Genomic DNA, 16,967 nt, shown 5'->3' on the forward strand with positions numbered 1-16,967 from the left:
CGAAACTTATCCCCAGAACGCCGTTCGCCTCCACGCCTCCACCTCCCGATCACCGATCCTGGTGCCCCACCGCACCCCCGGAGGCTCTCGTGAAGATCACTCTCCCCCTGCCTGCCCGCCTGACGTCCCACTTCGTCGTCCCCGTCGTGCATGTCCCTTTCGACATCGAGTCGTTCATGCCATGGCGGGTCGGCAGACCCTACAGACGGGCGGTGAGCGCCGCCCTGGGCAGCCCGCTCCTGACCGTCACCCATCACCGCTCACCCTGGAGACCGGCCGGTGTCACGCTCGCGATCGAGGAGCGCCACCTGCTCCGCCGAGCCCAGCAGCACGTCCTGGTCTCCTCGACAGCACCCCCGCACGCCTTGCCCACCAGCATCCAGGTAGCCCGTGCGGCGGCGCGCGCGGTGGCGCAGGAGTGCGAGGGGCTGGTCATAGATCCGCTGACCGGCATCACACTGCTCACCTGCGATCGACACACCGACATCCCGCCCCCTCCCTCGCCACCACCCAGCACCGACGGCGTCCAACCAACCTCTGGACGGGTGCCCAGGCGAGTAGCCGGGCCAGCTTCTGGATCCGGATCCGGGGCGGTTTCTAGGCCGGTGCCCGGGCCGACCTCTGGGCCGGCGGTCGCTAGGCCGGAGTCCGGGTCGGTCTCTGGGCGGTTTTCCGGACCGATGTCTGGGCCGGTGTCCGGATCGGCTTTTGGGTCGGTCGTCGCCGGGCCGCGGACCGGGGCGGTCGGTCATCGGCGGGGAGAGGGCCCGGTCGCCTTCCCGGCAATCGGTGAGTCGCCCGTGTTCCGCCTGGCCGACGACTGGCTGGGCTGGGACGTGCAGGTGCACGGGGACGCCACCTGCCCGCCGTGGGACCCGGCTGACACCGGCGCCTGCGACTGCCTGCGCGTCACCTCCCGGGGACTGCGTCGCTTCGCCCTGCCCGAGATCACCTTGGACGGCGCAGCCTGCGCTCACAGCCTGTGCGCCACGAGCCTGCTCCGCAGAGTGGCACACCACCTCGTCACCGATCACCTGGCCTTCCTCGCGGCCCACCCGGACGCCACCGTGCGCTCGATCGACGACCACGTGCGCATAGCGACCTCAGCCGGGCACGACGGCTCACCCTTCACCGTCCACCTCACCCCCTACGACACCGACCCCACCAGCCACGGCCGCGTCGGCCGCATCGGCCGGCTCAAGGTCGCCCCGGTTCCAGGCGCGGGCCAGGTCGCCTACCTAAGGGCCGACCCACCCCCGGGCACCGGCCAGGTCACCCACCTCAAGGTGGGCCCACCATCGGGCTTCAGCGGCTCCCTCAACGACTGGCTGTGCGCCACCCACCGCACCGCCCACGACATGCCGACCGTCCTCGGCTGTGACTTGGCGGACCCATTCCAAGTTCTCGCGGCGTAGACCGCCCCACACCTTCCAGGGGGAAGCCCGGACTGCCATCTGTCGCCCATCGTCGGCAGTGACGAAATGGACCCGCCTCAGCCTCAGTGACATAAACCATCCACAACCTTTCAGGAGGAAGCCCGGCATGCGACGTATCGGTCGTCATTTGCAGTGAGCCGACAGAACCGGCCCCAACCCTGGTGGCGTAAACCGGTTCGCACCCTTTCAAGAGGAACCCCGTATGGTTGCCATTCGTAGAACCCATGTGGACGCTTTCGAAGACGTTGACCGTAAATTACGTGAGTCACGCGAGCAGATTCGCCGATTCGACCACCTGACCACTCGGCGGCAGGCGACAGCCGACCAGATCCGGGAGGTCACCGAGCTGACCGGCCAGTTGGAGACACAACTGGCCAAAGAGCAGCACGACGTCGCCCGCCTGGAAGGCCGGCTAGGCGGCTTCCTGGCCCTGCTCGCGGCCCCCGTCGCGGGCTCCAGGGAGGACAGGCTGGCCAGGGAACGAGCCGAAGCCGAGGCCGCCTGGGAGCGGCTGCACGGCCAGCGGAGGCGGCTCGAGGATCTGACCGCCGACCTGGAGGTCACCGACCGCGAACTGGCCTCGATCTCGGGGGCGCGTCAGGTGTACGAGAAACTGCTGGCCGACAAGGAGCGGCTCCTGATCGGGCAGGGCGACGAACACGGTCAGAAGCTGCTCAGGACATCGAAGAAACTGGCCGACACGCAAGCCGACATCAGGGAACACCTCGAAGCTTGGCAAGCAGGCAAGGCCGCGGGCAAGGCGCTGGGCATCGTCCTGACGCTGCTGAGCAAGGCACGCGGCGCGTCGACGTGGGACATGCTCGGTGGCGGTGTACTGGCCGACGCGATCGAACACGGCCATCTGTCGAGGGCGGACCAGGCGGCCTGGCACGCCCAGCGAGCGCTCGACGTCTTCTCCCGCGAACTGGCGGACATCGGGTGGATCAGCGACCTCCAGATGCCCAAGGTGGACACGCGGTGGTTCGTGGACTCGTTCTTCGACAACATCATCACTGACGCACTCAAACACCAGCGCATCAACAAGACCCGCGACGCGGTGGCGTCGATCTCCCAGTGGGTCACCGAGACCGTACAGGCCTTGGCCGGTCGCAGTACGCAACTGGAAGCCCAGCACAGAGCGCTGCTGGCAGAGCGCGAGCAACTACTCGCCAACTGACCCTCTGGCGAGCATCGGGGACGGGCCTGAGGGGAGTGTTGGCGGAGGGTCCGGGGATGGTGCGCGGGGTGCTGGACGGGGGGCGGCGGACGGGCCTGAGGGGAGTGTTGGCGGAGGGTCCGGGGATGGTGCGCGGGGTGCTGGACGAGGGCCGGGGGATGGGCCTGAGGGGATGCCGGACGAGGATCGGCAGGTGTCTGCGTTGCGTCGGGTGCCTGCGTTGTGTCAGCTGCTGGCTTCGGCGGCTGACAGTGCCTCGGTGATGGCGGCCGGGATGTCCAGTACGGGGAAGATGACGTGGCGGATCACCCGGAAACGGTCCACGACCAGGATCAGGCGCTTGTGGCGCAAGGCCTGGCCGGCGCGGAAGGTGGGGAGGCGAAGAGCCGCCGCCAGGCGCAGGTCCATGTCCGAGAGCAGGGGGAACGGGATGCCTTCAGCGGCGGCGAAGGCGGCCTGCTCGTCGGGGCGTTGCGTGCTCACTCCGTGGACGGCGATGTCATGGGCGGCGAACTCGGGGTGCCTGTCGCGGAAGATACGGTTCTCGAGCGTGCAGCCCGCTGCTCCGGGGACTTGATTCCAGCCGGGCGGTAGCGGCGCGGGCATACCCGTCGACGGGTACGCGAACAGGACCGTCGCCCGCGCGTCCGCCACGACATCGAGCGACGTCGTTTGACTCATGGCGACCGATGGACGGACCACCATGTCGCCTGGGTTGCCCGTGCGGTCGATGCCACGCGAGCCATCTGTGCCCTCCGTGCCGTCTGTGGCATTCGGGCTTTTCGGGTCGATGGTGGCTGATGGACGGTTGGCGGTGCTGGTGGGGTCGGTGGTGGGCGGCGGATGGTTGGCTCCGTCGGTCCGGTTGGCGGTGCTGGTGGGGTCAGTGGTGGCCGGTGGGTAGCTGGCGCCGTTGGTCTGGTCGGTGGTGAGTGGTGGGCGGTTGATGACGGCGGGCAGCCGTAGTGGGTCCGGGAGGTGGGTGCCCAGTAGGGCGTGGACGCGGGCGGCTTCCTGGCTTCGCGGGGCCGCTACGCCCGTGAGGGTGCCGTCGCCGAGGAGCCAGCGGTCTGCCCAGTCCTGCATCGTGATCAGCATGGGTGCCAGCGCCCAGCCCGCGTCCGTGAGTACGTACTCGTACCGCACCGGCCCGCTCTGATACGGCTCACGCGTCAGCACCCCGTGCTCCACCAGGTGCTTGAGGCGTTCCGTCAGGACTTTGCGGGAAATGCCCAGCTCGCCCAGCAGGTCGTCGAACCGGCGATGTCCGCGGGTCACCTCGCGGACGATGAGCAGGCTCCACCAATCACCCATCACGGCGGCCGCCTGGGCGATCGAGCAGTCGGCGTCCTGCGAGCGCAGCTCTCTGGCCATTCCCCGACTTTACCGCCAAGTGAGTCTCTGATAGAAACTTAGTCAGTTCCCAAAGGAGACTTATGAGCGTGGCATGGGCGACCCTGAGACGGTCGTGGTTGGTGACCAGGCGGGCCTACCCATGGTCATACTTCATCGGCACCTTGTTGCTGGGCGTCTTCACCATCGGGCTGGCCTACCTGGGGCTGCGGGCCGTGGCGGGCGGGGAGATATCCGCGGAGTTCCGCGGAAAGGCGGGCACTGGCGACTATCTCGGGTACATCGCCGTGGGCGCCGGCGCGTACATGTTCGTCGTCCACGGCATCCTCTGGACCGGCAAGGCGATGATCCAGGAGCAGCGCGAAGGCACCATGGGTGCGCTGTTAGTCGCTCCTGCGCGGCGCCTGCCGTACCTGCTGGGCTTCTCGGCGTTCGCCTTCACCGCGGTGGCGGTCGAGGTGGGCGTGTTGTTCGGGTGCGCGGCATTGTTCGGAGTACGGCCGGCGCCCACGGGGGCGGTGGACGCCGTGCTGGCCGTGGCGGGGCTGGCTCTGGCGGTGTTCGGGATGTCGGCCGTGCTGAGCAACGTGATGATCGTCGCCGGTGAGGCGCACATCACCCAGAACAGTGTGTTCCACGCGATAGCCCTGCTGTCCGGGTTCACCTTTCCGAGGGAGTACCTGCCTGAGGCGTTCCGATGGCTCGGCGAGGTGGTGCCGGTGACGGCCGCCATGGACGTGATCCGCGGCGTCTTCACCGGCGGCACCGGACTGGATCCCGGCCGCTTCGCCGTCGCCGTCACGCTCGGTCTCGCCTACGCCGCCGCCGGATTACTCGCGATGCCCTGGGCGGAGCGCAGGGCCATGGAACGGAGTTTTTGATGATCGAGACCGTGAACTTGCGTAAGGAGTTCGGCGCGAAGGTGGCCGTTGACGGCTTGAACCTGTCGATCCCCGGCGGCCGCGTCACTGGGCTGCTCGGGCTGAACGGCGCGGGTAAGACCACCACCATCAAGATCTTGGCCACCCTGCTCCGGCAGACGTCCGGCACCGTCAGCGTGGGCGGCCTCGACCCGGTCAGACAGCCGCATGCCGTACGCAAGAGGATCAACCTGATCGCCGGCGGCGAGCGCATGGTCTACGCACGGATGACCGGCCGGGAGAATCTCTGGTACTTCGGCCAGCTCTATGACATCCCCACAAAGGTCCTCAAACCGCGCATCGAAGAGCTGCTCGCACTCGTCGGTCTGACAGACGCCGCCGCCACGCGGGTCGAACAGTATTCGCGCGGCATGACCCAGCGCCTGTCCATCGCCCGGGGGCTGATCAACGACCCCGACTACCTGCTGCTCGACGAGCCCACGCTGGGGCTCGACGCGCCGATCGCCCGTGACCTGCGCAAGGTCGTGGCCGGGCTGGCCGAGCGGGGCAAGGGCGTGCTCCTCACCAGCCACTACCTGGCCGAGGTCGAGCAGCTCTGCGAGCAGGTGTACGTGATCGGCGACGGCCGCCACCTCGCGGCAGGCTCGCCGGCCGAGCTGATGGCCCAGACCGGTTGCCATCGTACGGTCCGGGTCACGGTCACGAACCTGTCGCCCCAGATCGAGGCCGCCGTACGGGCCTTCGACAGCCGCGTACGGCTCGCACCGGGTGGGGTGATCGAGCTGAACCATCCGGACGACCTGACCGGGGCGCTGACCACGACGATCATCGAGGCGGGCGGCGCGCTCGGCGGGCTGGAGATCGTCGAGCCGTCCCTTGAGGACGCGATCCTCGCGCTGAGCGACCGCTCCCTGGAGGTGGTCGCGTGATCGGGCCGCACACGAGCTGGTCGCCGTGCCGCACGGGGTTGGGTGTGACATCGACGTGGTGCCGCCTCCGGATGGGCATCACTCCGCCGTGGACCCGCGCGGAGGTCGGTACGACGCCGGCGTGGTGTCGCACCGAGACCGGCACCGGCTGTACGGCCTGTGCCCTCGGCAGCCGCACCACCAGCCGGTGGCAGGTGATGACGTGAGGCACGCGATGAAGGTCATGCGGGCCGAGGCGCTCAAGCAGCATCGCCAGATCTTCGGCAGCAAGCTGGTCCTGTTCTCGATGCTGGTCTGGCCATTGTTGAAGCTCGCCGAGACCTACTACACGCTCCGGCCGCTGGCCGCCACGCCGGGCATCGCCGAGCGCTGGCCACTCGCCGCCGACCCGGAACGGCTGCTCGCCTTCCTGGCCACGGGCGCGCTCGGGTTCACGTTCTTCTTCTCGCTGGTGCAGTCGGCCTGGCACTTCTCCTTCGAGCGTCAGACCGGCACGCTGGAACTCCTCTTCCTGTCACCCGCGAACCGGCTGGTCGTGGTCGTCGCCAACGGGTTCGGCGCGCTGGTGCAGAACGCCTGGCTGTTCGCCTGTTTCGCGGTGGCGATGTTCACGCTGCTGGACGTGGTGAACGTGGCCCACCCGGCCATGTACGCGGTGGTCTTCCTGGCCATGCTGGTGCCCGCGGTCGCGTGGGGGGCGTTCCTGAACAGCCTGCTGATCTTCTCCAGGGACGCCGCCTTCCTCTACACGCTGCTGGACGATCCGATGTGGTTCGCCAGCGGGGTGCGGCTGCCGGTGTTCGCGCTGCCCGGCTGGATCCGGGCCGTCGGTTCGGTGCTCCCGCTCACCGGCAGCCTGGCGGTCGTACGTGGTGCGCTGCTCGACGGCCAGGGCATCGGCGACCTGGCCGGGGAGCTGACCGGGCTGGCCGTACTGTCCGGAGCCCTGCTGCTCGCGGCGGTCGTCGCGCTCCGGCTGGGAGAGGCACGAGCCCAGCGGACCGGACAGCTGCGCCTCTTCTGAGGCGACCGAGGGAAACTAGCGGCTGAGCACCTGCCGGAGTACCCGTTCGAGGGTGGTCGCGGGGTCCGGGTCGGCGTACGGTGAGCGCCAGGCGACGTAGCCGTCGGGCCGGATCAGCACGGCGCCACCCCTGTCCACGCCGTACCTCTCCGCCCAGCAGCCTTCGACGTCCATCAGCTCCTCGTCCACCAGCACGCGCGTGAGCTGGATGCGCAGCCGCTCCTTGATCAGCCGCCCCGCGTCCATCCAATGCTGTCCCCCAGGTCCGGCGATCAGCACGAAACCGGATCCGAACAGGTCGATGGTCGAAATCAGCTGCCCGTCCCAGTCGAGCGGCACGTGCGGGGCGCGACTCCCCGGACGCCCGGTCGGTACGCGCGGATCTTCCAGGATCGACCCGTCATCATCGGGCTCCTCCAGAATCGCCGTCGAGTGGTAGCGGTATCCGATCATGGCGGCCAGGGGGTCTTCGAGCGGTTCCGGGTACTCGGTACGCATCGCGGGAGGCATCCGATGGCCGAGGTTCGCGAGCTGGGCGTCGGCCGTCAGCGTGCCGATGGGACGGCGTTCGGCGTCGTAGGTGTCGAGGAAATCCGGCCCGGCCTGTCCGGTCGCCACCAGCCAGAGTCGCCACGCGATGTCGCAGCCGTCCTGGAGCGCCGTGCTGCCGCCCTGCCCACCGGTGGGCGGCATCGTGTGAGCCGCGTCGCCGGCCAGGAACACCCGCCCGTCGCGGTAGCGGTCGGCCACGACGTGCGCCATGGCGAAGGTGGTCTTGTCGAGCACCCGTACGTCGAGGTCGGGCACGCCGGTCGCCACTCGTACCAGCTCGACGCAGCGCTCCTCGGTGAAGTCGGCCTCGCTCTCACCCTTGGCGGGGTCGTAGTTGACGCCCACCACGTGCGCACCCACGCCCGTGCCGGTCACGATGACGCCGGTGAAGACCTCGTTCTGCAGGTACCAGAGCGTGACCTCGCGCTCCCGTACCAGCCCGGTCAGGTTGGCATCGAACATGATCGAGCACATCAGCCCCAGCTCGCCCTTCCCCGAAGCGGGGATGCCGAGCTGGGCGCGGAGCGGGCTGCGGAAGCCGTCGGCGGCCACCACGTAGTCGGCCCGTACGACACTGTCGACGCCGTCGGCGCGGATGACCGCCGTGACCCCCTCGGCGTCCTGCTCCAGCGAGACCAGCTCGGTGGAGAACCGCAGGTCGGCCCCCAACTCCTCGGCCTTGGCCCGCAGCACCCGCTCGACCTCCGCCTGAGGGGCGCCCACCTGGACGGCGGGCGTGACGTCGGCGAGGAAGGCGAAGTCGTCCTCGTCGCCGGTCACGATCATGTGCGGGTTCGGGTCGGCCAGGTTCGCCGCGATCGCGATGCGCATGCCGTCACCGATGCCCTGCCAGATGTCCCGCAGTGACTGCTCGACCCCGGGCACCGGCCGCAGTAACTCGACGGCTCTGGGGCCTATCCCGAACGCCTTGGGCTGGACCGACGTACTGGGGTGCCGCTCGACCAGCATGACAGGCACGCCACGCCACGCCAGCAGCGCTGCTGCACTCAGCCCGGCGTAACCGCCGCCGACGACAAGAACGGGTACTCGCTCGTGCACTCAACCCACCTCCTGGAACGCGTAGTATCGCGTTATTGGTCGAGCAACACGATATGTCGCGTCTGCGAGGCGGGTCAAGACATATCTCGAAATGTACTAGAGGGCGGTAGTGGGAAACCCCGTGAGGAGTGGACCGGAAGCAGTCGGCTGGGGTCGCAACGGTTGTTCGGCACCGGGCCGGTCAGGGACCGCCCGATGAGGTGGGGTTCCCCGGGTGGTTCGTTACACGACCGCCTCATCTCCTGTGACGGCCCGTGGTGGCTGAGGTCCTTGTGGAGGGATACCTCCTTTGGAGGAGCGGATGGAGGTGGTTCGTGGTGGTTGGGGCCCTTCCGGAGGGATACCTCCTTGGAGGAGAAGAGGGAGACGGTCTGTTGTGGCTGGGGTCCCTGGGAGACCCCTACGGGGGAGGGGTGATCGAGCGGCTCGCCAGTGCGTCGAACTCGCGGTCAGGCAGGGTCCGGTTGAGTTCCAGGAGCTTGTCGGCGAGCCAGCCGACGGCGTAGCGGGTCTGCGGAGCGTCGGATTCGACTGCCGCGCGGATGGTCTCGGCGACGACCCGGGGATCGGAGCCCTCGGCGAGCCCGTTCTCGCTGCGTGCGGCCATCGCCTCGGCCATCGAACGGTAGGCGCCGAGCCCGGAGTGCTCGCGCAGTTGCGCGGCGGTCTGGTCCTCGAACTCGGTCTTGATGATGCCGGGCTGAACGATCACGACGTTGATCCCGAACGGCGCGACCTCCATGCGCAGCGTGTCGGAGAGGGCCTCCAGGGCGTGTTTGGCGGCGTAGTACCAGGCGCCCAGCGGCAGGCTGATCTCGCCGCCGATCGAGGATACGTTGACGATCATCCCGGATCCCTGTTCGCGCATGCGCGGCAGGACGAGCTGGATCAATCGGGCGGGAGCCAGGACGTTGACCTCGAACTGGTCGCGCGCCCGGTCCAGGGGGACGTCCTCGACCGCGCCGTGCAGGACCGTTCCGGCGTTGTTGACCAGAACGTCGATCCGGCCCTGCTCCCGCAGGATCGTGGCGATCGCCCGGTCAAGGTCGGCGTCGCGGCGCACGTCCATCTCCAGAACGTGCCCGCCGGCCTCGCGCAGGACGTCCATCTTCCGTACGCGCCGGGCGGCCCCGTACACGACGTGGCCGGCGCGCAGTAGTTCCAGGGCGGTCGTCAGACCGATACCGGCCGATGCCCCGGTGACCAGACAGACCTTCGGCATGGGTCACACCCCCCAGACGACGGGCAGCGCGTGCACGCCGTAGATGAGCATGTCGGTGCGCAGGGCCACGTCCTGAACCGGGACGGCCAGACGCAGGTCCGGGAATCTGGTGACCAGGGCGGGCAGCGCGACCTGGAGTTCCACCCGCGCGAGCTGCTGACCGAGGCACTGGTGCACGCCGTGGCCGAAGGCCACGTGGCCGCTGGTCGAGCGGAGCAGGTCGAGGGTGTCGGGGTCGGCGAAATGCGCGGGATCGCGGTTGGCCGCCGGTACCGAGATGGTGACCGTCTCCCCGGCCTTGATCACCTCGCCGTTCAGCTCCACGTCGGTCAGGGCCGTGCGGATGGTGAACGGGATGATGCTCGCGTACCGCAGCAGTTCCTCGACCGCGCGGTCGGCGATGCCGGGGTTCGCGCGCAGGGCGGCGAGCTGGTCGGGGTGGACGAGCAGCGCGAACACGCCGAGCGCGAGCATGTTGGCCGTGGTGTCCATGCCGGCGCCCAGGAGCGAGAAGCCGATGTTGACCAGTTCCTCGTCGTTGAGGTCGGTTTCGGTCAGGTCGCTGAGCAGGTCGTCGGTGGGGGCCGTGCGCTTGGCCGCGACCAGTTCCTGGACGAACGCGTGCACCGCTCCGTAGGCCGCCGCCAGTTCCTCCGGTGGGGCGTTCAGGCGGAACAAGTCCAGCGCGTGCTGCTGGAATCGGGCCCGGTCCTGGTACGGCACGCCGAGCAGTTCACAGATCATCTGCGCGGGGACCGGCTGTGCCAGGGCCGTCACCAGGTCCACCGGGCCGATCTGCCGCTCCATCGCGGACAGGTGCTCTTCGGTGATCCGCGTGACCCGCTCGCTCAACTGGCGCATGCGGCGAACGGTGAACTTCCCGGTGAGCAGGTTGCGGTAGCGCGTATGGTCCGGTGCGTCCATGCCGCCGAACATCCCCGGAGGTGGGGGCTGGTCGCTGTCCGGGGCCCCGGAGATCGGCATGTGCCGTAGCTCGGCCCGGACGCTGAACCGCGAGTCGGCCAGCACCGCGCGCACCAGGGCGTGGCTGGTGACCAGCCAACCTTCGTGACCGTCGGGGTAGGCCAGCCGGCTCAGCGGGCGCTGCTCGCGGAGTTCGGCCAATCCCGTGGGCGGGTCGAACGGGTGGCCCGCGCTCCGCTCGGTCGGCAATGTTGCGCTCACCGCGGTCTCCTTGTCGTGTGCTGTGTTTGCGATGAGCGAAACGCTAGGAATGTGGTTCCATCAGAAACAACAAGTCGCGGCGATAAGCCGAGCTAGAAGCGACGCGATCGATGCGTTGACTCTGAAGCTGAACGCACCGGCAGGCGTGATCGCCCGCGCGGAGGAGGGGAGTGATGATGGCAGGAGGCCGTCTGACCTACGAGGAGCGCCAGCGCGTCGCCGCCGGGTTGACCGCGGGCCTTCCGTACGCCGAGATCGCCCGCCGGCTCGGACGGTCCAAGTCCACGATCATTCGCGAGGTCGCCCGCAACGGCGGACACCACCGTTACCGGGCCAACCAGGCCCAGCAGGCCACGCGGTGGCGGGCCCGTCGCCACAGGTCGGTCACGCACGTCGCGCCCGTCGCCCATGCGGACGCGCCCGGGTGGGACCCGGAATCGGTGCGGGATTTCGAGGAGCGTTTCGCGACGATGATGACCCAGACCGGGATCCCGGCCATGATGGCCAGGGTCCTCGTCTGCCTGTTCGTCAGCGACAGCGGCGGCGCCACCGCCGCCGAACTCGTCGCCCGGCTGCGGGTGAGCCCGGCCTCGGTCTCCAAGGCGGTCGCCTGGCTCGACCAGCGGGGGCTGATCGCCCGCGAACGCCAGGGACGGCGCGAGAGATACCTGATCGACGACCACGTCTGCTACCAGGCCTGGCTGGCCAGCCTCCAGGGCATGGTCCTGTGGGCGGACTTCACCCGGCAGGGAGCCCAGCTTTACGGCGTGACCAACCCGGCGGGCTCCCGCATGCACACCGCCAGCCGGTTCTTCCAGCACCTTCACCAGGACATGGCCCAAGCCGCCGAGCACTGGCGGCACGCCCTCGCCGACTAGGCCAGGGTTGACCCGACCCCAGCCAAAGGCACCGGTCAGGACAGGTGGCGTTCGAGGGACTCGATCTTGCTGGTCATGCCGTCGGTGACACCGGCCCTGAGGTCGGCCTTCAGCACCAGGCTGACCCGCGGCGCCACCTCGGCCACCACGTCCACCGCCTGCTTGACCACCGCCATGACCTCGTCCCACTCACCCTCGATGGTGGTGAACATGGAGTCCGTCCGGTTGGGCAGCCCGCTCTCCCGCACCACCTTGACGGCGCGCGCGACCGGCTCGGCGACTCCCTCGCCGACGCCCAGCGGCGTGATCGAGAACGCGACGATCAACTCAATGTCCTCTCAAAGCTCACAGCGCGGGCCACGATGCCGATCGAAGCCAATCGGTGCTCGATCGAACAGACCTCGTGGCCCGCACTGGACTCAGGCGTGCTCGTGGTCGTCCTCTTCCTCTTCCTCGCTGGGACCGTCGGAGGGCTCGACGCCCAGGACGGCCTCGCGCGGCTCGATCTCGTCGATGTGGTCGACGAGCTGCAGGACGTGGTCCGGCTCGATCAGCCACTGCAGGGCGGACGCGCCGGTGTCGTCGGAGTTGACGAGCTCCACCTGCTCGGCCCGCTCTTCCTCGGTGAGGTCGGCGTCGGGATGCCGGATTTCGGCCAGCGCCGCGGCCTGCAGCGCGTCCACGTCGAGCACCTCGACGGTCAGCTCGACCGTCAGGCGCAGGAACTTCTCGTTATCACTCATGGCGAAGATGCTAGGGCAGCTTCCACTCGACAGGACCGGCGCCTTGCTGAACAAGGAGCTCGTTGGCACGGCTGAAGGGCCGGGAACCGAAGAATCCGTTGCGCGCAGACAGCGGAGACGGGTGCGCGGACTCGATGCGCGGCACGCTGCCGAGCATCGGCGCCAGGTTGCGCGCGTCGCGGCCCCACAAGATCGCGACCATCGGCTTGTCGCGGGCGACCAGCGCGCGGATGGCCTGCTCGGTGACCTCTTCCCAGCCCTTGCCCCGGTGGGAGGCGGGTTTGCCGGGCATCACGGTGAGCACTCTGTTGAGCAGGAGTACGCCCTGGTCGGCCCAGGGGGTCAGGTCGCCGTTGGACGGCCGCGGCAGCCCGAGGTCGGTCTCCATCTCCTTGTAGATGTTGAGCAGGCTGCCGGGCAGCGGCCGCACGTCGGCGGCGACGGAGAACGACAGCCCGATGGGGTGACCGGGCGTGGGGTAGGGGTCCTGGCCCACGATCAGCACCTTGACCTCGTCGAAGGGCTGGTTGAAGGCGCGCAGTACGTTGGCGCCCGCGGGGAGGTATTGCCGGCCTTCGGCGATCTCATTGCGGAGGAACTCGCCCATATGGGAGATGCGCTCGGAGACGGGCTCCAGCGCACTGGCCCATCCGGCTTCGACGACTTCGTTCAAGGGACGACTGGCCATGGCTGTTGAGCTTAGCCAGGTCTGGTACGGCTTGCGGTCCGAATCCGGTGGGCGGCCGTACCAGAATGATCACAGCGTGGGCTTGCCCCGCTGGAACAGCCACTGGTCGAAGAGCGTGCCGAGATCCCGGCCCGAGACCCGCTGGGCCAGGGCGATGAAGGCGGCGGTGTCGGCGTTGCCGTACTTGTGGTCGTTGACCCAGGTCCTGAGGATGGTGAAGAACGCGCGGTCGCCGACCGCGCCGCGCAGGACGTGCAGCGTCATCGCGCCGCGGGAGTAGACGGCGTCCTTGAAGAGCCCGGCCGCGCCGCCCGGGTCGGCGGCGGGCGTCTGCCAGAACTCGTCCTCCGGGGCACGGCTGTAGGCCTCGTCGAAGGAGTCCTGGAGCTTCTTGGTGCCCAGCTTGTCCTGCCAGAGCCATTCGGCGTAGGTGGCGAAGCCTTCGTTGAGCCAGATGTCCTTCCAGCGTGTCGGCGTCACGGCGTCGCCGAACCACTGGTGGGCGAGCTCGTGGGAGAGCAGCGGCTCGCTCGGTACTTGGGGGTAGATCGGGCGGGTCTGCGTCTCCAGCGAGTAGCCGACGTCCGACGCGCGGTCGATGATGCCGCCGGTCGAGGAGAACGGGTAGGGGCCGAAGAGCGAGCCGAAGTAGTCAAGGATGGGCTTGTGGCGCTTGGCGAAGTCTCCGGCTTTCGCAGCGTTCCGCGGGTCCACGGCGGTGATTACCCGGAAATTTCCGATCTTGGTGTCGGAAAGTTGGAACTTTCCGATGGTGACGGTCGAGAGGTAGCTGGCCATCGGCTCCCTCTCGTCCCACACGTACGTCGTGCGACCGCCTTGGGACGTCTTCGACACCAGGTCGCCGTTGGCCACCGCGACCCGCGTGCTCGGCACGGTCACCGTGAAGCGGTACGTGGCTTTGTCCGTCATGTGGTGATTGCCGGGATACCAGGTCATGGCCCCCTGCGGCTCGTTGGCGTTGAACACCCCGTCATCCGTACGGATCCAGCCGTCGTGTGAGCCGTCCGGGTCGACGAGGTACGTCGGCTTGCCGTCGTACCGGACCACAACGGAAAAGGGGCGCCCGGAGGCCAGCCTGCCGGGCGGAGTGACGATGAGCTCCGGACCGCTGCGCCGGAACGAGGCCGCCGCGCCGTTCACCACCACGGACCGCACCGCCAGGGTGTCGACGAGATCCAGGTCGAAGCGGCTCAGCTCCTGCGTGGCCCGGGCGGTGATCGTCGCCACGCCGCTCAGCTGATTGGACCCCGGATCGTAGCCCAGCGCGAGGTCGTAGTGCGCGGCGTCGTAGCCCCCGTTGCCCTGCTGGGGGAAGTACGGATCACCCGCGCCCTCGGCGCCGGGGGCCGCGCCCACGCCGATGGAGTCGGCGCCCGCACCGGCTGAGCCGGGGCCGAGGGCGATGAGGGTGGCGACCGCCGCCGCGAGGAGCTTCATGTCTTACCTTCGAGGCCGTCAGAGAGAGCGTTACGGGCGCCCGCCTGCCCCCCTCGGCAGGCGGGTGCCCATGCCCCCGCGTCTGGCTGGCACATGTGGACCTACTTCACCGAACCGGCCATCATGCCCTGCACGAAGTAGCGCTGGAAGGCGAAGAAGAGGACCAGCGGGATGATCAACGACAGGAAGGCGCCCGACGAGAGGATGTCGACGTTCGACCCGAACTGCCGCATCTGCGACTGGAGCTGCTTGGTCATCGGCTGGTTGTCCGTGTCGGCGAAGACCAGCGCGATGAGCATGTCGTTCCACACCCACAGGAACTGGAAGATGCCGAGCGACGCGATAGCCGGCTTGCCGAGCGGGAAGACCACCCGCACGAAGATCTTCAGCTCCGATGCCCCGTCCATCCGCGCCGCCTCCAGCAGGGAGGCCGGGATGCCGACGAAGAAGTTCCGGAGCAGGAAGATCGCGAACGGCAACCCGAACGCCACGTGGAACAGCACCACGCCGGGGATCGTGCCGAAGATGCCGACGCCGCCGTAGAAGATGGCGACCGGGATCAGCGCGATCTGGATCGGCACGATGAGCAGTCCGACCACGACCAGGAACGACAGGTCACGGCCCGGGAAGTCCATCCACGCGAACGCGTAGGCGGCCATCGCGGCGATCCCGATCACCAGGACCGTGGTCGGCACCGTGATGAACACGGTGTTCCAGAAGGAGGAGGTGAAACCGCCGGCCAGGAGGTTCTTGTAGTTCTCGATGGTCAGCTCGGCGGGCTTGGTGAAGATGGTCCACCAGCCCTCGGCGCCGTTGACCGCCGGGGAGCGCAGCGAGACGACCATCAGGCCGAGCGTCGGGACCAACCAGAACAGGCCCAGCAGCACCATCAGGAACTGGACGGCGCCGCCGCCGAGACGGTCGACGACGCGCGTGATCACACTCCGGCGGGGAGCGCCCGCGTAGACCTCGGCAGGAGCCGGGGCGGTTGCCGTGGTCACGTGTCTTCCCTTCTGAATCGGCGGATATTCATGATCATGAAGGGGAGGACCAGGATGAGCAGGAAGATGGCGAGCGCGCTGCCCAGCCCCTGGTTGTTCCCACCGCCGAAGGAGACCCGCCACATCTCCAGCGCGACCACGTTCGACTGCGGCTGGACCGATGGCGGCGCGATGATGAAGACCAGGTCGAACACCTTCAGCGTATTGATGATCATCGTCACGAAGACGACGAGCAGCACCGGCGACAGCAGCGGCACGGTGATCCGGCGGAACACCTGCCACTCCGTGGCGCCGTCGATGCGGGCCGCCTCCAGCGAGTCACGCGGGATGGCCGCCAGTCCGGCCGCGATCAGCACCATGGCGAACCCGGCCCACACCCAGACGAACGCGCCGATGATCGCGGGGGTGATGAGCGTCGGGCCGAGCCAGGTCAGGCCGTGGTAGGCCGCCTGGAAGTTCGACTGCGGCAGCCGTACGACGTAGGAGCCCGCGGCCAGCCCGTCGAAGCGGAAGGAGCCGTCGTCGGCCGTCGTGGCGGTGCCGGCCACCTGGCCGTCCTTGACCGCCTCCACGGTCATGCCGGGCAGGCCCTTCTCGGTGGCGTCGGGCGCGCCGTTCTTGCCGCCGCCGCCCGGGGTGAAGTCGAACCACACCGTTCCGGACAGGGCGTTGCCCGGCGGCGCGGCCTTGGCGGGCTGGGCGGCGCTCGGCATGATGTTCGGCTTGATGCCGACGATCGGGATCAGCACCGGCTGGCCCGACTGGACGGGCTGCTTGGTGACGATCGCGCCCTTGTCCGCCACGACGCCCGACTGGTCGCCCTCGCGGGGCCGCGCGTCCGGGTAGCCCTGGGAGGAGGAGAACGTGTCGTGCACCGTGGTCAGGATGGCGTTGGCGACGCCCTTGCCCGGGTCCTCGTCGTACACGAGCCGGAAGATCACGCCCGCGGCCATCAGCGAGACCGCCATCGGCATGAAGACGATCAGCTTGAACGCGGTCGCCCACTTGATGCGCTCGGTGAGCACCGCGAAGATCAGGCCCAGCGTCGTCACCACGATCGGGGCGACGACCACCCAGATCAGGTTGTTCCTGATCGTGGTGAGCATGCTCGCGTCGGTGAAGATCGTGGCGTAGTTGCCCAGGCCCACGAATCCGCTGCCGGTCGCGTCGAACAGGCTTCGGAAGATCGAATAGACGATGGGATAGACCACCCAGATTCCCAGCAGCAGGGCCGCGGGGAGAAGGAAGGCGATCGCGACCGTCGGCGAAGGGCCGAGGCGTCGTTGCGTGCGGGGGGTTTCAGCCGGTCCGGAGGCGGGCCCGCGCGAGGTGTCGTCCTCGCGCGGGGCCTTCGGGCCGTCCACCTTTTCGGTCACGGCCT

At 68.6% G+C, this 16,967-nt stretch carries 16 protein-coding genes; 6 read left to right on the forward strand and 10 right to left on the reverse strand.

The genetic code is table 11. The features are described 5' to 3' along the window. The first annotated feature begins 89 nt into the window (after positions 1-89). Positions 90-1,415 (forward strand): hypothetical protein, encoded by a 1,326-nt coding sequence (locus ACIBO2_RS04870; RefSeq protein WP_358537026.1) that lies wholly within the window; start codon positions 90-92, stop codon positions 1,413-1,415. A gap of 247 nt (positions 1,416-1,662) precedes the next feature. Then, a complete protein-coding gene (locus tag ACIBO2_RS04875) occupies positions 1,663-2,613 on the forward strand; it encodes a hypothetical protein (RefSeq protein WP_358537029.1) in 951 nt (316 codons plus the stop codon). Between the two features lie 225 nt (positions 2,614-2,838). Here the strand turns inward: ACIBO2_RS04875 and ACIBO2_RS04880 are convergent, their stop codons facing one another. After that, positions 2,839-3,987: a winged helix-turn-helix transcriptional regulator gene (locus tag ACIBO2_RS04880; protein ID WP_397295424.1), complete on the reverse strand. Its 1,149-nt coding sequence runs from the start codon at positions 3,985-3,987 to the stop codon at positions 2,839-2,841. A gap of 62 nt (positions 3,988-4,049) precedes the next feature. Here ACIBO2_RS04880 and ACIBO2_RS04885 point away from each other — a divergent pair, with 62 nt between their 5' ends. The 3 genes from ACIBO2_RS04885 to ACIBO2_RS04895 all read left to right on the forward strand — a co-directional run bounded on the left by ACIBO2_RS04885 (position 4,050) and on the right by ACIBO2_RS04895 (position 6,800). Next, a complete protein-coding gene (locus tag ACIBO2_RS04885) occupies positions 4,050-4,847 on the forward strand; it encodes an ABC transporter permease (protein WP_397295426.1) in 798 nt (265 codons plus the stop codon). After that, entirely contained in the window at positions 4,847-5,776 is a 930-nt protein-coding gene (locus tag ACIBO2_RS04890; protein ID WP_397295428.1) for an ABC transporter ATP-binding protein, read from the forward strand. The genes ACIBO2_RS04885 and ACIBO2_RS04890 overlap by 1 nt, the downstream gene beginning before the upstream one ends. A 202-nt stretch (positions 5,777-5,978) precedes the next feature. Then, a complete protein-coding gene (locus ACIBO2_RS04895) occupies positions 5,979-6,800 on the forward strand; it encodes an ABC transporter permease (RefSeq protein WP_358537040.1) in 822 nt (273 codons plus the stop codon). A gap of 15 nt (positions 6,801-6,815) precedes the next feature. On the opposite strand, the gene ACIBO2_RS04900 is transcribed toward ACIBO2_RS04895, so the two are convergent. The 3 genes from ACIBO2_RS04900 to ACIBO2_RS04910 form a co-directional block, all read right to left on the reverse strand. Then, on the reverse strand, positions 6,816-8,411 hold the full coding sequence (locus ACIBO2_RS04900; RefSeq protein WP_397295430.1) for an FAD-dependent monooxygenase: 1,596 nt from the start codon (positions 8,409-8,411) through the stop codon (positions 6,816-6,818). A 400-nt stretch (positions 8,412-8,811) separates the two neighbouring features. Next, complete coding sequence (locus tag ACIBO2_RS04905; protein ID WP_358537045.1) at positions 8,812-9,633, reverse strand: oxidoreductase; 822 nt, start codon at positions 9,631-9,633, stop codon at positions 8,812-8,814. Between the two features lie 3 nt (positions 9,634-9,636). Continuing rightward, positions 9,637-10,818 carry a cytochrome P450 gene (locus ACIBO2_RS04910; RefSeq protein WP_397295432.1) on the reverse strand — a complete coding sequence of 394 codons (1,182 nt, stop codon included), beginning with the start codon at positions 10,816-10,818 and terminating at the stop codon, positions 9,637-9,639. 173 nt (positions 10,819-10,991) lie between these two features. Here ACIBO2_RS04910 and ACIBO2_RS04915 point away from each other — a divergent pair, with 173 nt between their 5' ends. Continuing rightward, entirely contained in the window at positions 10,992-11,696 is a 705-nt protein-coding gene (locus ACIBO2_RS04915; RefSeq protein ID WP_397295434.1) for a helix-turn-helix domain-containing protein, read from the forward strand. Positions 11,697-11,731: 35 nt separating this feature from the next. On the opposite strand, the gene ACIBO2_RS04920 is transcribed toward ACIBO2_RS04915, so the two are convergent. The 6 genes from ACIBO2_RS04920 to ACIBO2_RS04945 form a co-directional block, all read right to left on the reverse strand. Beyond that, the gene (locus tag ACIBO2_RS04920) at positions 11,732-12,022 is read right to left on the reverse strand and encodes an MTH1187 family thiamine-binding protein (protein ID WP_358537053.1); all 291 of its coding nucleotides are present in this window, start codon (positions 12,020-12,022) and stop codon (positions 11,732-11,734) included. 93 nt (positions 12,023-12,115) lie between these two features. Continuing rightward, a complete protein-coding gene (locus ACIBO2_RS04925) occupies positions 12,116-12,439 on the reverse strand; it encodes a hypothetical protein (RefSeq protein ID WP_357646772.1) in 324 nt (107 codons plus the stop codon). 10 nt (positions 12,440-12,449) lie between these two features. Continuing rightward, positions 12,450-13,127: a uracil-DNA glycosylase gene (locus ACIBO2_RS04930; protein ID WP_225290308.1), complete on the reverse strand. Its 678-nt coding sequence runs from the start codon at positions 13,125-13,127 to the stop codon at positions 12,450-12,452. A gap of 69 nt (positions 13,128-13,196) precedes the next feature. Then, complete coding sequence (locus tag ACIBO2_RS04935; RefSeq protein WP_397295437.1) at positions 13,197-14,585, reverse strand: M1 family metallopeptidase; 1,389 nt, start codon at positions 14,583-14,585, stop codon at positions 13,197-13,199. Positions 14,586-14,686: 101 nt separating this feature from the next. After that, entirely contained in the window at positions 14,687-15,586 is a 900-nt protein-coding gene (locus ACIBO2_RS04940; RefSeq protein WP_358537057.1) for a carbohydrate ABC transporter permease, read from the reverse strand. Next, a complete protein-coding gene (locus ACIBO2_RS04945) occupies positions 15,583-16,962 on the reverse strand; it encodes an ABC transporter permease subunit (RefSeq protein WP_358537060.1) in 1,380 nt (459 codons plus the stop codon). The genes ACIBO2_RS04940 and ACIBO2_RS04945 overlap by 4 nt, the downstream gene beginning before the upstream one ends. Positions 16,963-16,967: the final 5 nt, after the last annotated feature.

It is taken from the genome of Nonomuraea sp. NPDC050022 (assembly GCF_044460705.1).
Classification (GTDB): Bacteria; Actinomycetota; Actinomycetes; order Streptosporangiales; family Streptosporangiaceae; genus Nonomuraea.